General features: G+C 44.2%; 10 protein-coding genes and 1 riboswitch. Of the genes, 6 read left to right on the plus strand and 4 right to left on the minus strand.

The window, feature by feature from the left end:
* The first annotated feature begins 112 nt into the window (after window positions 1–112).
* Window positions 113–324: riboswitch (cobalamin riboswitch) on the plus strand.
* 139 nt (window positions 325–463) lie between these two features.
* Together G3R49_RS04720 and G3R49_RS04725 are read left to right on the plus strand one after the other, a co-directional pair.
* Window positions 464–2,431 carry a TonB-dependent receptor gene (locus G3R49_RS04720; protein WP_167868783.1) on the plus strand — a complete coding sequence of 656 codons (1,968 nt, stop codon included), beginning with the start codon at window positions 464–466 and terminating at the stop codon, window positions 2,429–2,431.
* Between the two features lie 145 nt (window positions 2,432–2,576).
* The gene (locus G3R49_RS04725; RefSeq protein ID WP_167868784.1) at window positions 2,577–3,317 is read left to right on the plus strand and encodes an HDOD domain-containing protein; all 741 of its coding nucleotides are present in this window, start codon (window positions 2,577–2,579) and stop codon (window positions 3,315–3,317) included.
* Window positions 3,318–3,360: 43 nt separating this feature from the next.
* Here G3R49_RS04725 and G3R49_RS04730 read toward each other — a convergent pair whose 3' ends face one another.
* A complete protein-coding gene (locus tag G3R49_RS04730) occupies window positions 3,361–4,263 on the minus strand; it encodes a LysR family transcriptional regulator (protein WP_130598040.1) in 903 nt (300 codons plus the stop codon).
* Window positions 4,264–4,414: 151 nt separating this feature from the next.
* Between G3R49_RS04730 and metE the strand changes: the two genes are divergently transcribed.
* Both metE and G3R49_RS04740 read left to right on the plus strand, forming a co-directional pair.
* Complete coding sequence (gene metE, locus G3R49_RS04735; RefSeq protein WP_167868785.1) at window positions 4,415–6,709, plus strand: 5-methyltetrahydropteroyltriglutamate--homocysteine S-methyltransferase; 2,295 nt, start codon at window positions 4,415–4,417, stop codon at window positions 6,707–6,709.
* Window positions 6,710–6,931: 222 nt separating this feature from the next.
* Entirely contained in the window at window positions 6,932–7,234 is a 303-nt protein-coding gene (locus tag G3R49_RS04740; protein ID WP_167868786.1) for a hypothetical protein, read from the plus strand.
* Between the two features lie 78 nt (window positions 7,235–7,312).
* Here the strand turns inward: G3R49_RS04740 and queG are convergent, their stop codons facing one another.
* Window positions 7,313–8,512 (minus strand): tRNA epoxyqueuosine(34) reductase QueG, encoded by a 1,200-nt coding sequence (gene queG / locus G3R49_RS04745; protein WP_167868787.1) that lies wholly within the window; start codon window positions 8,510–8,512, stop codon window positions 7,313–7,315.
* Window positions 8,513–8,615: 103 nt separating this feature from the next.
* On the opposite strand from queG, the gene G3R49_RS04750 reads away from it, so the two are divergent.
* Both G3R49_RS04750 and G3R49_RS04755 read left to right on the plus strand, forming a co-directional pair.
* A complete protein-coding gene (locus G3R49_RS04750) occupies window positions 8,616–9,386 on the plus strand; it encodes an ABC transporter substrate-binding protein (protein ID WP_167868788.1) in 771 nt (256 codons plus the stop codon).
* A 54-nt stretch (window positions 9,387–9,440) separates the two neighbouring features.
* On the plus strand, window positions 9,441–10,184 hold the full coding sequence (locus tag G3R49_RS04755) for a Crp/Fnr family transcriptional regulator (protein ID WP_165398967.1): 744 nt from the start codon (window positions 9,441–9,443) through the stop codon (window positions 10,182–10,184).
* Window positions 10,185–10,330: 146 nt separating this feature from the next.
* Here the strand turns inward: G3R49_RS04755 and G3R49_RS04760 are convergent, their stop codons facing one another.
* Both G3R49_RS04760 and G3R49_RS04765 read right to left on the minus strand, forming a co-directional pair.
* Window positions 10,331–11,734: a CHASE4 domain-containing protein gene (locus tag G3R49_RS04760; RefSeq protein ID WP_167868789.1), complete on the minus strand. Its 1,404-nt coding sequence runs from the start codon at window positions 11,732–11,734 to the stop codon at window positions 10,331–10,333.
* Complete coding sequence (locus G3R49_RS04765) at window positions 11,731–15,579, minus strand: transporter substrate-binding domain-containing protein (protein ID WP_167868790.1); 3,849 nt, start codon at window positions 15,577–15,579, stop codon at window positions 11,731–11,733. Before G3R49_RS04765 ends, G3R49_RS04760 begins: the two co-directional genes overlap by 4 nt.
* Window positions 15,580–15,585 lie beyond the last annotated feature (6 nt).

Raw genomic sequence — 15,585 nt, forward strand, 5'->3', positions numbered from 1 at the left:
TGCTCCGTCCTAAATGAAATATTCTCTTTTCAGTCGTTTATCGCTCCCGCTGGGGCTGCAACTTGTATATAATCACGCCTCATTCGCATACTGGATGGTATGCGAGTGCAAATGATGATCAATCTTTTGTGGTGCCGATAGTGACAAACACTATTGGATAATCGGGAAAACAGTGTGAACCTGTTACTGCCCCCGCAACGGTGAATGGTGAGAATGTTGGGCGCGGCATTACTTAATGTGCAGCGTTAAAACCGACATTTGTATATCGCTGCAAAGCGATATAGAACCTAAGTCCGGAGACCGGCCCTAAAGATGATTTCGAAGATTTCGGTGGGCAGATCTCGAAGTGTGATATTCAAGTTATTCTCGGTGAAGCTGCTTGCTTATTAACACCTATAAGAAACAACTTGGCTATGTATGACGGCATTCCTGCCCCATTTTTCCTTTTAGGAGTTAAAGGTAAATGGGTACTAAACCAACATTAACTGCATTGGCTATCAGTGCATTCTTTAGCATTTCTTCCGCTCAAGCTGCTGATGAGCAATTAACGGCTTCAAGCGGCGCTAATGACCAAGACATCGAAAAGATTGTGGTCATTGGTCGCAGCGAGCAAACCCCAATTAATATGGCTGCCAATGTGACGGTAATTGACGCTGCAGAGATTGAAATGAGCGGCGCAACTAACATTGAGTCTTTACTGCGCAACCAGGCGGGTATTCAAATTTCTGATAGCAACAGCGGCCCAGTATTTTCAATGCGCGGCTTTGGCTCATCAGGTGCGGCAAACAACACACTCATTTTGGTTGATGGCCGTCGTTTAAATAATATCGATATTTCTGCGCCAACGATTGGTGCAATCCCAGTTAACCTAATTGAACGTGTTGAAGTGCTTTCAGGTAGTGCTGGTGTGCTTTACGGTGACCAAGCCGTTGGCGGCGTTATCAATATTGTGACCCGTGCACCACAAGCCAGCGGCGGTGGTATTGAGCTTTCTGGTGGTAGCTTTAATACGTTAGAAGCTAAAGGTGATATCGCTGGTGAGATTAACGATAACTGGCGTTACTTTTTAGCGGGTAGTCAAAAGAATTCAGACAATTACCGTAAGAATAACGAGAGTAAAACCGCTTCTATTTTAGGTCGTTTGCAATACGCTGATGACGTGCAGGACTTCTTTGTTGAGGCCAACTACTATGATAACCATCGTTTGCTTGCTGGCGCGATTAGTGAAGATGAGTTCAACAAGGACCCACGTCATTCAAATAATGACAGCAGCAAGTATACCCATGAAATGACCAACTCAACGCGTTTGGGTTATGTGCGTCAACTCTCTGAACAGTGGGCAATTGATACAGGTGTTAGTTATACAGATACTTTGACCACAAGCTTTAACTGGTCAGCTAGTCGTAACAAACGCAGCCAATTCGCCTTTTTACCTAAAGCTGTTGGTACTTACCAGTTGGAGCAGGGTGAAATGACCATTGTTGCTGGTGCAGACATTCTTAGCGGCAAGGCTGACTTTTCTTCTATGGGGCGTAGCAATACCCAAACTCAGTTAAGTGGCTATGTCCACGCAACCGTGCCATTAACCAGCAGTGTGTCTTACGTTGTGGGTGGCCGTTATGCGAAAGCAAAAGACGATTTAGTCGACCAAGCGGTTTATCCTGCAGGTGTTGATTTAGACCAGTCAGCTCATGCATTTGAGCTAGGTTTGAACTATCGTCCAACTGAGTCACAACGCTTATATGTGCGCGCAGATGATAACTTCCGTTTTGCTAAGGTTGATGAGCAAGCTTATACACCTAAAGGCGTGGTTGGTCTAAAACCTCAGGTTGGTCGCTCGTATGAAGCCGGTTGGGACTTTGCAAGCGGTGCCAACGCGATTAGCATCAACGCTTACCGTTTAGACCTTGAAGATGAAATCATCTTTGATCCAAGTGCTGAAAAGCCTGAGGGTGGTAACTTCAACGGCGCTAACGTTAACGCGGAAGCTTCGCGTCGTTACGGCGTACATGCAAAATACGAAGTTAGTTTCGCCAAAGCTTGGTTGTGGGGTATCGAGTATAACTATATCGATGCTGAGTTTACCGAAGGCGTTAACAAAGGCAAAAAGCTGTCTTGGGTTGCTGAGCATTCAGGTCGCAGCTTTATTAACTACGATATCACTGACAACCTACAAACCTTTTTAGAGGCGAGCTATACCGGCGATCGCTTCATGCAGGGCGACAATGCCAATGTTGGGAACAAGATTGATAGTTACCTGCTGACTAACCTTGCAGTTAACTATAACCGTGGTGACTGGAAAGCTAGCCTACGTGTCGATAACCTGTTCGATAAACAGTATGTTAGCTCTGGTTATTTCTCAACTTGGGGTAATGGTTACTACTCAGGTACTGGGCGTGAAATTCGTTTAACCGCAGGCTACCGTTTCTAATAAATTTGATAGAGACAGCATTGAAGATAATAGCCAGCACACTATGCTGGCTTTTTTTGTATTCTTTGGTGCTGATAGCTTGACCTAGGGCTCACTTCTATGGATAAATTCCAAGGTAAAAATAATAACAAGGTGCTGGATAAATATGACGTCATTAGAGCGTGAAGTGTTCGATCAGGTACGAGCTATCATTAGCAATGAAGAGCAAGTGTTAGGTCGCCGAGACATTCTCACTCCGCTAAAAAAAGCCTTAATCAATGAAGCTGATATTCGTGTGGTTATCGATACAGTATCGGCCGACCCCGCGTTAGCTGCGCACTTACTTATTCGCGCCAATTCAGCTCAAGCCGCAGGCGCTGTGCAATCAAAAAATCGCAGTGTGAAAGATGCGCTTATCCGTTTAGGGCAGGTGAATATTTATCGCTACGCTTTTGCGTTTTATTTAAAAGAGCGACTTGATGCTTTAGTTGAGCCATACCGTAAGTTAGTACACGGTTATTGGCAGCTAACTGAGGATATTGCCAGCTCTGCTTTAGAGTTAATCAAGCAAGATGTTGATGCAGGCAAACAGGTCAATATTGATGTTGACGAAGTGCAAACCCTAGCGCTATTTAGTGTGTTTGGGCAGGTGATCACTTTAACTGCGTTTGCTTATTTAAATGCCAATGCTGAGCCGCCGCTGTCACTGCGAATCGTAAAGTCGATAATTGATAAGCAGCAAAAATCGTTGTCATTAGATGCGTTTGAAAATTTAGGCTTAGATGACGATTTAAGGCAGGAGTTTATGGTTGCCCATAACCTCGCACAAACCACAAACCCTAATTCGGCAGGGCTTGTGCTAAGGCGAGTATTGGCCAAGAGACAACTGCTGATTAACCCTTTGTAAGCGAGCAGTTGCTTTATAAGTGAGCTGTTCCTGTAAAGCGGTATTAATTCATGCGCTGTAGTTTTAGCCCTTCCTGAGCGACTAGCTCAAACCATTTATGGATGAGGTTGGTGTTGGTTGTGTTGCGACGATACGCACCAAACAGCGGCCTCTTCAATCCTTCACTGCCTAGTTTTAGCGCTTTCAAGCTCAAGCCTTGACCCTCATTCATAGACCAGTTCGGCAAAGTCGTCACGCCGTCATTACAGGCGACACGTTGCAGCAGCATTGGTGTGAGCTCACATTGCTTTTGCACTCCAGGTTCAACACCTGCTGGCTCCAAAAAGTGTTTGTATAAATCAAGTTTAGTTAGCGGCACTGGATAGCTAATAATGGCTTGCTGGCCTAAGTCGCTTGGCGCAACCACAGATTTTGCTGCAAGTGGATGCTCGGTCGAAACCAGCAGTTTAACTTCAAAGTCGAATAGGTGTTGATACGACACCGTGTGCCCCGGCACAGGGTCTGAAGTCAATACAATATCCAGCTCACCAGACTGCAGCGCATTGAGCGAGTCAAATGCATAGCGGCTAGAAATATCGATTTGTGCCTGTGGAAATTGAGCTTTGAACTCTTCAATGACAGGCATTAGCCAGCGAAAGCAGCTATGACACTCGATGCCCAGTTTAAAGCTTTGGGCTTCTCCCTCTAGGCCGCGTTTCAGATCAGACTCAGTTTCGATCACTTTCGGCAGAATTTCTTCGGCAAGATCGAGCAAGCGCGCACCTTCATGGGTAAAGGCTAACGGTTTGCTTTTACGAACAAAAATCGCAGAGTTAATGCGAGTTTCCAGTTCCTTAATTTGATGTGACAAGGCAGATTGAGTTACAAAGCGCTTCTTTGCTGCGCCCGCTAAACTGCCGCTCTCTTTTAACGCCATTAAAGTGCGAAGGTGTCTTAGCTCTATCATTTTGTCCCCACATGAAATCTGTTCACGTTGCCATTGAAATCAATTCGATTGATTGCATTCAGACTAACACAATAAACTTCTAGACGTCCAGACGCCTGTGTAATTTTTTTACATATAGGCAACAATTACTGCTGTGTTAGGAGAAAAGGGTATGAAAATTACAAACTTAGGATTTCCAAGGATTGGTCGTGATCGCGAGTTAAAGTTCGCTTTAGAGCAATATTGGCGCGGAGAGATTGATCAGGCGCAGTTAGAAGCTCAAGCGCTAACCCTTAAGCAAACTCACTGGCAATGGCAGGCTGACGCCGGTATCGAGCTTATCCCGGTTGGTGACTTTGCATACTATGACCATGTTTTAACGTTAAGCGCGACGCTCAATGTTATTCCGGCGCGCCATCGCCAACTCAATGCAGACGGCACTGCAGCAAAGATTACCCTAGACACTTTGTTCAATATTGCCCGGGGCGCTGAGGTGAATGGCGAGCAAGCAAGTGCTAGCGCAATGAAGAAGTTTTTTAATACTAACTATCATTATCAAGTACCTGAATTAGAACAAGATCAGGTGTTTGAGTTGGCATTTGAGCAAATCTTTGAAGAGGTAGAGCAGGCTAAAGCCTGCGGTCATCAGCCAAAACCTGTGTTACTTGGCCCAGTGAGCTTTTTAGCCTTGTCTCAAGCAAAAGGCGAGTTCGATAAGCTACAACTATTGACGAAATTACTGCCAGTTTATGAAATTATATTACAGCGATTTGCAGAGCAAGGTGTGACTTGGGTGCAGTTTGATGAGCCTATACTCGCTAGCGAGCTGAGTCAGAGCTGGCAGCAGGCTATTAGCCAAACTTATCAGTATTTTGCTGATAGCAAGCCCTCGTCTATTAAAGTCTTACTTGCTAGCTATTATGGTGACATTCAGCACCATGCCCAGCTTGTTAATCAACTGCCGGTTGAAGGTCTGCATATTGACCTGGTTGCGGGCAGCCAAACTGCAGCACCGTTTTTACCAACGCTTGAACAGCAAAAAGTGCTGTCGCTGGGGGTCATTAACGGTCGCAACGTGTGGGCAGCAGATATTGACGATATTGCTGAGCAAGTACAAAGCTTAATCAATGATTATGATGAGCAAATCTGGCTGGCGCCGTCTTGTTCGCTGCTACATAGCCCTGTGGATCTTGATGCTGAGACTGAGCTAAATGATGAGCTTAAGCTGCAGCTAGCGTTTGCCAAGCAAAAACTCAATGAGCTAACTGAACTGGGGCATCTTGTTACCCATCCACAAAGTGAGCGCAGCCAACATATACGTAGCCTTTGTGCTAAGCGCAAGCAAGCACGTAGTGCAAGGCGTAACGAGGCCGTCTATCAACGTCTTAATAATCTCACTGAGCAAGATTTTGAGCGCGGCAGTGCTTACAAGCAGCGCCAAGTTGCACAAGCCAATGCGTTAAAACTGCCAAGTTTGCCTATTACAACGATTGGTTCATTCCCGCAAACTGCTGCGATTCGAGGTCTGCGCCGCCGCTGGCGTCAAGGCGAGCTTGCTGAACTTGATTATCAGCAGCATATAAAAGCAGTGATTAAAGACACCATTGAGCGTCAGTCGAGTATTGGCATTGATGTGCTGGTTCATGGTGAATCAGAGCGTAACGACATGGTGGAGTATTTTGGCGAGCAGCTCGAAGGTTTTGCCTTTACGCAAAAAGGTTGGGTACAAAGCTATGGTTCACGTTGTGTTAAACCGCCGCTCATCTATGGTGATGTTAGCCGCGCGAAACCAATGACGCTAGATTGGACAACCTATGCTCAAAGCCTAACCGACAAGCCGGTGAAAGGTATGTTGACTGGACCTGTTACCATTTTACATTGGTCGTTTGCTCGCGAAGATATTGACCGCGAGGTGATTGCTAACCAAATTGGACTGGCGATACGAGATGAGGTTGTAGACCTTGAACAAGCAGGGATAGGTATTATCCAAATTGATGAGCCAGCCTTTAGGGAAGGGTTACCGATTAAGCAAAGTGAGTGGCAAGGTTATCTTGATTGGGCGGTGAAGGCGTTTAGGTTAAGTGCCAGTGGTGTTGAGGATAAAACCCAGATCCATACCCATATGTGTTATAGCGAGTTCAATCATACTATTGAAGCGATTGCGGCAATGGATGCGGATGTAATAACCATTGAAACTTCGCGCTCGCAAATGGCATTACTTGATGCGTTTGAGGATTTTGCTTACCCGAATGAGATTGGCCCTGGTGTTTATGATATTCATTCACCGAACATTCCTAAACAGCAAGATATTACTCACTTATTGCAAAAAGCGGCGGATAAAATCCCTGTGTCTCGACTTTGGGTTAACCCAGATTGTGGTTTAAAAACCCGAACTTGGGATGAGGTTGAGCCTGCATTGGTTAATATTGTTGCAGCAACAAGAGAACTTAGACGCCAATTGTGTTAACAGTCTTAACTTAACCTTAAAAAGCGAACCCGTGATACAGGTTCGCTTTTGTCTTGAAAGGCTGTTGCAGATCAACAAATGAAAAATCCATAAAATTTACCGCTTTATCTTATTGACGATTGCCGTTTAACTATACGCACTGAAATTTGGCGCTCTGTCTGTTCTTTGAAGAACATTTGTGGCGAATAACGTGAGTGATTAATCGTATGATGGGAGGTAAATGTGTTGTTTTTTAATCGTCAGTTTATGCTGTTTGTTCTGTGTTTATGCATTTTACCAGCTCAAGCATTTGGTCAGGTAATGATCCCAGTTGAAGCGATTAACGTTACGCCAGATTATTCATTTGCTAATCAAAATGATGAGTTTCGCACTTGTCATATGGAACCCGCTCCCGTGTGCGACACTAAACCTGATTTTATGCCGTTGGCTGTGTGGTTTGTGCTAATGCCATTATTACCATTAATGGTACGCTTACTTCACGTAGGACTCGAGCTACCTAAGCTACCTCGCCCGCGCCGCTGCTAGTTTAGGCTCGGTATGCTACGTTGGATCTGTAATGGCGAGTTAGCTAATTTGCATCGCTATCGACTCATCATCTCTAGTTTAAGCATCGCGGCTTAACCCTTTTTGTACTGTTCTGATAACCCTTTGGGTTTTGCGGCTAATCTCAACGCTTTTAGTTTGCTGTCGCTCTATTGCCCAGTCGATGTGTTCTATTACCATGTCATCAACTTGCTGTGAGCTGCGCTTGTCTTGTAGCGCTTGAACAATATCTTCACTGTATGGCGCGTTGCCCAGCGCAATAGCAATATTTCTTAGCCAGCTTTTATGACCAATACGGCGGATAGCACTGCCTTGAGTTGTGGTTAAAAAGTGTTGTTCATCCCAGGCAAATAGGGTGAGCAAATCTGGCTGAATTAGGTTGTCGCGGGTGTGAAAGTCGCGCTCTTGGGTCAGTGGCGCGCTCGCATTAAACGGGCACACTAACTGACAGTCATCACACCCGTAAATGCGATTGCCAATAGCTTCCCTAAATTCAACTGGGATGACGCCTTGAAGCTCAATAGTTAAATAGGAGATGCAGCGGCGGGCATCGACAATACCTTCAGCCACGATGGCATCGGTTGGGCAAGATTTTATGCAGGCTACGCAGGTGTTGCATTGCGGCGCAATTGGTTCATCGATTGGCAGTGGAATATCAACGAGCAGCTCACCTAAGAAGAACCAGCTGCCGGCCTCTGGATGAATGAGTAAGGTGTGCTTGCCGGTCCAACCTAGGCCTGCGTTGTCAGCGAGTGGCCGCTCGAGAATAGGTGCTGAATCGACAAAAGGACGAAAATTGTGCTTGCTAGAACCTAAGCTTTCACAGTGGGAGCTAATTTTCTCACCGAGTTTCTTAAGGCGTTGGCGCATGAGTTTATGATAGTCACGTCCGCCAGCGTAGCGTGATATATAACCTAGGTTAGGGTCAGCAAGGTTGGTAGCGAAACCGGCGTTGGGTGGAAGATAGTCCATACGCGCGCTGATCACTCTAATTGTGCCTGGGTGCAGCTCTGCCGGGCGAGCGCGCATCATGCCATGGGTTGCCATGTAGCTCATTTCACCATGGTAGTTGTTGTCTAACCATTGCTGTAGTTTATTTTCATGCGCAGATAAATCGACGTGAGTAATGCCGACATGAGCGAAACCTAATTCCTGACCCCAAACTTTGATTTTGCCAGCAAGTTCATCTAGTTCGGTTACACTTAAATATGACGAGGTCACACAGGTGTTACCGCTATTGGCTTGGGGTTGTTGTGTCATGCGTGTTGAACCATGTGGTTGATTTATCTGCGAGTGTTGTTCGTTGTCGATTATACGCCAATGCAAGTCGCATAGAGACAAATAATTATAATAGGAGTCACTATTGAAGCTCGCCGCTGCGGTTATTTTAATCTTATATGCTTTTTTATCACGTGGGGCATTTGCCACCGATGAGCGTTTAACCATTATTGCTGAAGACTGGCCACCAGTGAGTTTTCATCAAAATGGAGAGCATAAAGGCTTTGCTATTGAGTTGGTAAATCACATTCAGCAGCGCCTGGGTATGCGCCAAGACATCTTTTTTCTTCCCTGGGCAAGGGCGCAGCAGTTAGGGCGTAGTCGCGCCAATGTATTGCTGATTTCAATGGTCAAAACCCCTGAACGATTAGAACACTTTAGCTTTGTTGGCCCTGTAGCCGAAGGCAATATTGCTGTGTATATGCGCGCAGATGACAGCGCTGAGTTTGCTAACCCTAGTGAGCTTAGCGGTCAAGGGCGCATAGGCATTTATCGTGATGGCGCCTGCGAGTATCAACTAAAAAAACATGGGTTAAGTAACTTTTCTATTGCTAGCTTTCCTAAACAAACCGCGCAACAACTGCTTAAAGGACGCATTCGTTTCTGGTGTCAGGCTGACCTTGGGGTGCCTTTCATGCTTAATTTAATCAATGCCGAACAAGACCGGGTTAAAGTGGCTGTGAATCTTTCTGAGCTTACCTTGTACTTTGCTTTTTCAAAACAAACGCAGGATCAAATAATTAATCAATGGTTTGATACACTTGTTGAGTTTAAAGCCACAAACGAATACCGTAAATTATATAAAAAATGGTTTAACAGTGACTCAATTCCATTAAAGAGTCAGATTTACCGATAAATAAGCTTTGCACAGCAGGGGTGACTGTGACGAAGCGGCATTAAGGATATGAGTTTGAGTAAGCCGTATACAATCGATGAAATAAACTGGCCATGCAAAATGGACAGTAACGTGCAGCAAAAATTGCTCGAGGCGAGTCAGCCTTATCAAGGCATAGATGTACTGAACAAAATGTTTGATGACCCGACTTTTCGTGGACTGCTTTATTGCACTAAAGGTATTAGCACCATGAGTAATACCCGGTTGGATGGGCAGTTACTCGTGTCTTTGGTTGTGGGTAAAGGCGATTGGGCTGGGGTTAATCGTATTGATGATGGCTTGGCATTAACGCCAGTTAAGACAGCGTTAGCTTCATTAAAAGCCAATATCGCCGTTAATGAAGTACAAGATAGCGAGTTTTTGTATATCCCAGAGAAAGCAATAGTAGAGTTAATGCAACAGGATAGCTCTGTGTATCAGTTTCTGTTTTATCTTGCTAAGCGGATGACCAATAAACTAATGCAAAGCTCGCATATTAGCTTTTTTAAGCCTGAGTCTAAGGTGATTTTTTACCTAACGGAAATGATGCGTAAGGTTGAAACGCCAGCAGGTGTAAAACCATCATTGTCGATTACTCAGCAACTGCTTAGCGAAATTATCAATGTGAGCCGCCCACGCACCAATGAAACCTTAAAAGCGTTAGTCAATGAAGGATTAATAGCCATTGACCGAGGTAGGATCACCTTGCTGGATTTACCCGGGTTGCATCAGCGGATCCAGAGTAACGAGTTTGAATATTACTGGCATGAAAAACGCTAACCTTTGGGTTAGCGTTTTGCTTTTCAGGCCCTTAATCACCTGCTTTGGTCGGTGGGTATCATCAATTAGGCTTTGCCTGTAAATTCTAGTGTTTTCAAGATTTAGCAGCTTTAATAATTAGCTGACTACGCTAGGTTGTATCGCTCTTATATCAGGTTGTACTTAGGCTGAATCGACAACATCACTTTTGGCTGTTGCTGCTCATCCATCAAAAAGCTCACTACAATTTGACCGTGAATTTCTGGCGAGTTAGCCAGGTTATTTTTTAGCTTCACAGGCATAGTTTGTGGCTGTTTGCTGGTAAACACCTGATTTATCACATAGGCAATGGAATACTTAAATGGTGAAGCTTGCTGTAAGCAAAAGTCCACAGGTTGTCCGACAAGCTGCTTGGTATCGACTGTTAGCCATTGCTGCGCTTTTTGGTTGACGCTATCAATTTCCTGCTCAGTATTAACCATAATAATCAGGTCCTGACTAGCATCGAGTAACTGCTTAAAACGTTCAAGTTGCTGTTGCTGTTGGCTCGAGAAATGATTGATATCGTTGATCAGTTGATCAATTTCAAAGTGGCTGCCGCTTTGTATATTTTCAAGCTTTGGCAGGTGGCTGGCATTAACCTGTTTTGCTGTATTAACTTGCTCAATCACAGCGCTGATTGGCAATACTACCTTGCGGCGCATGAAGCTTACCCAAATCAATGCTGCAATAATCAAAATGGACGATTGAATTACCAAAATAATACTGAGTTTTTGGCGCATGGTTTGGTTAACAGGGATTGCGACCGACAGCTCAACCGGCATTACTCTACCTTTAAGGTGCAATGAAAAGTTACCAATAATCGTATCGCCAGACCATTGGTGTAGCTGCAACTTGGTTGTAATAATATCATCTATTTCCACGCGAAATGGCTTGCCGTCACCGACTTTGATTTGCTGATGAATATCAACGCCAAAGTCTTCGGCAATATCGTCTATGACCATTTGGTTTTGTTTACGAAAGAAAGTCAGCATGCCGTTGCTATGTAGTTTGTTTTCAGCTTGTTTTACATGCATGGAAACATAATCAATGATTTGACCGTTCAAAATCACGATACCTTTCTCTGGGTTCAGGCTTTCTTGAACTGAAAACAGACTCATTAGTTGGTTATGAGTGGTGTCGTCAAAAATGCTGGTGGTTTTAACGGTTTGGTTTGCATTATTACTTAGGCGCATTGCTACCAGATTAGATAGCTGCAGTTGCTCGGCTTCAATTATTGCGGTCGCAGTAGAGATTTGTTTTTGTTTACCAGTGCGATTGAACTCCTCAATCGTATTATAGGTTTGCTCCCAAATGGCATAGTCCTGGGTCATGGTGGAAAGATCTTCAAAGCGGCGAGTTTCCAGCTTGATGATCACCTCACCAAGGTTTTTAAGACGCTGCACTTCTCCGTCTTGTCTGAGCTTATCAAAGATACTCATGCTCACGGTGAACTGATAAATCACTGCAATCACAATCGCGATGATGGTAAATAAGCAAACTTGTTTTTTCAGTGGAATATTCAAAATCATGATGCCACCTTGTGAGTTTGATACCAGGCTTGTGCTTGCTCTAGCATGACAACAAGATCGTTAAAAAAGCTGTCAACTAGGGTATTTTGCTCGTCGCTATGGGTGATTTGCTGCCATCGTTCAATAGTCGTTACTGCATCTACTAACGACTCTGCAGCAAGATAGCGCAATGAGCCTTTGATTTTATGTGCAATATTGTGAGTTTCACTCGATTTAGTGTCATAGGCTTCACGCAGTTTACTGATATCTGCGGGAGCAGACTCAACAAATACCGACAAAATATCGACCGCTAATTCAGTGTCATCGTCACTCAGTTGGATGAGCTTATCTGCAATAAACAATTGCTTAGAGTAACTAGCTGAAGATGGCGCGGTGCGAGGTACATCGTTGGCTTGGTAGATTGTGTCTTGTGCAAGGCTGTTTACTGGCTCAAGGCTGTTTGCTGGCTCAAGGCTGTTATCAGGTTTGTTTTCAATTGACTCAAGACCAAACTCTGCGGCGAGTGTGCTCATTTCGTCTTGTTCAATATTGTCATTAGCTTTTAAATCTTGTGGTTCGCCTGCAACACCTGCTGACTCATCGAGCTCAAATTGAGCACGAACTTGTTGCTCAACATCCGACTGTACTTTTGTTTGTTGCTTACTGACTAACTCGATATCACCAAATAAATCCTGCAGCTCAGCTAAAGCAGGACTGTTATAAGGAGACTGCTCAGTCTGGCTTTGACCTAAGTTAGCAAAGTCGCTTAGTTGATGATGAAGTTCATCTATTTCATCAAAGTCATCAAGGTTTACATCAGCAGGCGTGTTTAACTCATCAAGATTAACTTCATCCATGTAGTCAAACTCAGCCAGTGGATCGGCTTTAGTTTGAATGTCGTGTTGCTCATCGTTATCTAAACGCTCAATAACAGCGCTGATTTTTTGTGACAGTAAATCCTGTGGGCAAGGCTTAGACAGATAGTCATCAAAGCCTGCGTCCAAACACTTCTGCGCTGAGCCGCTTAAGGCGTCTGCAGTCAGTGCGATCAGATAAGTATTATCATGTTTTTTGTCATTTCTTAGGGCTGCAGCTAGGCCAAATCCGTCCAGGTTTGGCATATGACAGTCCGAGATGATCAGGTCATAATGCTTTGCATTTGCCATATCTAGCGCTTGCTGACCATCATGGGCAACGTCGGCAGAAATGCCCAATCGGTGCAGCTGACCAGTGATGACTTTACGATTCACCGGGTTATCTTCAGCCATTAGTACTGACAGTTTAGACAGGGTGTGCGGCGAATATAATTGCGGTCCAACCACAGGTTGCAGCTGGTTTTGACGATGCTCGGTTAAGGTTAGCTCAGCCTGTTTTAGTGGCAACACTATGCTAAATAAACTGCCGTGACCTATGATGGATGAAACCTTAATTTCACCTGCCATCGCTTCAACAATTTCGCGGCAAATAGCTAGCCCTAAACCTGTGCCGCCAAAGCGGCGAGTGGTGTCAGACTCTGCTTGCTCAAACGGGTTAAACAAGCCTGCAAGCTTAGTTTTATCGATGCCGATACCTGTATCGCGAATGTCGATTTTTACGGTGAATACATCATCTTGTTGTTTGATTATATGGGCGCGAATATCAATGCTACCTTTTTCGGTAAACTTAATTGCGTTAGAAATAAGGTTGTTGACGACCTGCATTAAACGGCTTGGGTCACCAATAAATAACTGATCTTTACTGCTATCAATCGCCAGGCTCAACGCGATACCCGCACTTTGTGCCTTGTATTTAAAGTTGTCTAAGCTTGCCTGTAAAATCGACTGTAAATTGAACTCAATCAGCTCCAACTCCATCTTGTCGGCATCCATTTTGGAGAAGTCGAGTACGTCATTGAGTAGGCCCATTAAATGTTTGGCTGAGCCTGTTAGTGTGTCGAGCAGGTCGGTTTGCGCTGGAGATAGATTGGTATAACTTAACGACTCGGTCATGCCGAGAATACCGTTCATAGGCGTACGGATTTCATGGCTCATTTTAGCAAGGAAGTTGGTTTTTGATTTACCCGCTTCAATGGCGGCAAGCTCTGCTTGTTGCGCTTTAATTAACGCAGCCTCTAACTCTTTTTGGTGGCTGGCTTTTACCCTAAGTTGCCACTTAAAGATAATAGCGAGCAACAACAAGATGCCAAAGAACATACCAAAGCCAAGCAAGCTACGTTTGTAGAGTTGGTTGTATTGGGTGTTGTTGGAATTGTCGATAATTAGGCTGTTAATCCATTGCTGGCGCACAGACTCAATATCCATGGTACTCATATCTGCAAGGGCAGCGTTGACGAGTTCTCTTAGGACGGTTTCTGATTTTTTGAAGCCAAAACGGTAACTGTAGTTGTGATCGCCAATATCAATTTGCGTCAGTTCCATATTGGTGTAACTGAGCTTACTGCGATAATAAGTGGTGTTAATACTGCTACCCAGATAAAAGTCAGCCTGCTTACTGTTGACGAGTTTCAGTGCTTCAGGAATGGTCTGCGCTTCAATGAACTTGGCTCGGGATAAGCTAGTTCTCAATCTCTTAGTGAAATAAGCGCCAGGCACGACTGCGATGGTTGCACCTTCTAACTCACTAATATGGGTAAATTCATGATCAGCAATCGCGGCCAGTGTCGGTGTAATAGGCTCATAGGCGGTTGAAAAGTTGAATTGCTCCATACGTTCTGGGGTTTGGATGACATTGGGTACAAAGCGCACGTCGCCTGTTTCTTTTAGGCTTTTTACCAGAAGTGGAATATTGCGGTAGGTATGGTAACTAAATTCAATACCTGTCTTTTCAGTGATTTTCTGAAGTAGTTCCACGATGTAACCTTTGGCTACACCATTTTCAACATAAATATAAGGCAAAATTCCGTCGGTTAAAAAACCATAATTAACCATTGGGTTGTCGATGATGTACTGTTGAAGATCATCGCTTAAATTGCGAGCCAGACCATTAATAATTGGGCTACCACTCTTGCTTGGTGGTAAATCTTTTGCCAATTTACCGCCTTTCCCGTGCATGAATGTATTAATTTGCTGCAGTAGGTGTTTATTTTCAGGTTTTACTTTTGCTCTTAAAAATACCTTATGTTTAGCATTGTTAACCCGAGTGTATTGCTCAGCATATTGAGACTTTCTTAGCTCTACCTCAAATTGCTTAGGGAGCCAGCTATAAATTACATCGTATGGTTCTGTACTTGTCAGCAATTTGGCTGAACTTTTGTCTGTTGTTAGGTTAGCAATAGCTTGACCAGACCAGCCGAGGTTGAAGTGATAAGGTGAATGTACACCAATATTTAAGCCAGTTTGCTTTGCCTCATTTAATACATATTCCGCAGGCACAATCGAGAAATAGGGTACGCTGTAGGCGTAGCGCTCACTTTTAGTAGGTTGATAGGTGGTAAGCGCCGCAATATCAAAAGCGCCTTTTTCTAGAAGCTCATCAGTGCTTTGTGCATAGGTGATGACCACAAACTCGATGTGATAGTTGTTCTCCTTGCCCCAGTATTGCCAGAATTTTTTAACAAACTGAATGCCCTGAAAGTAATCAAAATTGTAATCCTGACTTATATCGTTGATATCAGGAATACCTACACGGAAGGTTTGTTTTTGCTGGTGGTCAATTATATTTGTATCAGTCTGACGCTCGTTAGTGGCTGAATCAGACGTAACTGCAATCGCCTCTGAAGCGGTTTGACGTACACCTGTTTGCTCTGTAGCTGTGCTTTTATCAACTACCTCTATAGCGGTATAAGCACTTGCTTGATTTAGCAAAGCGATAGAAAAAAATAACAAAAACAAAGATCTTAATGACAACTTAACGCCACTATTTACCATACATCC

Origin of the sequence: Shewanella sp. WXL01, assembly GCF_012263345.1 — a bacterium.
GTDB classification, from domain to species: Bacteria; Pseudomonadota; Gammaproteobacteria; order Enterobacterales; family Shewanellaceae; genus Shewanella; species Shewanella maritima.

Coding starts and splice junctions, on each gene's coding strand:
- G3R49_RS04765 (WP_167868790.1), bottom strand. CDS start 15,579: ATGGTAAATAGTGGCGTTAAGTTGTCATTAAGATCTTTGTTTTTGTTA.
- queG (WP_167868787.1), bottom strand. CDS start 8,512: ATGACACAACAACCCCAAGCCAATAGCGGTAACACCTGTGTGACCTCG.
- G3R49_RS04725 (WP_167868784.1), top strand. CDS start 2,577: ATGACGTCATTAGAGCGTGAAGTGTTCGATCAGGTACGAGCTATCATT.
- G3R49_RS04730 (WP_130598040.1), bottom strand. CDS start 4,263: ATGATAGAGCTAAGACACCTTCGCACTTTAATGGCGTTAAAAGAGAGC.
- G3R49_RS04760 (WP_167868789.1), bottom strand. CDS start 11,734: ATGATTTTGAATATTCCACTGAAAAAACAAGTTTGCTTATTTACCATC.
- G3R49_RS04720 (WP_167868783.1), top strand. CDS start 464: ATGGGTACTAAACCAACATTAACTGCATTGGCTATCAGTGCATTCTTT.
- metE (WP_167868785.1), top strand. CDS start 4,415: ATGAAAATTACAAACTTAGGATTTCCAAGGATTGGTCGTGATCGCGAG.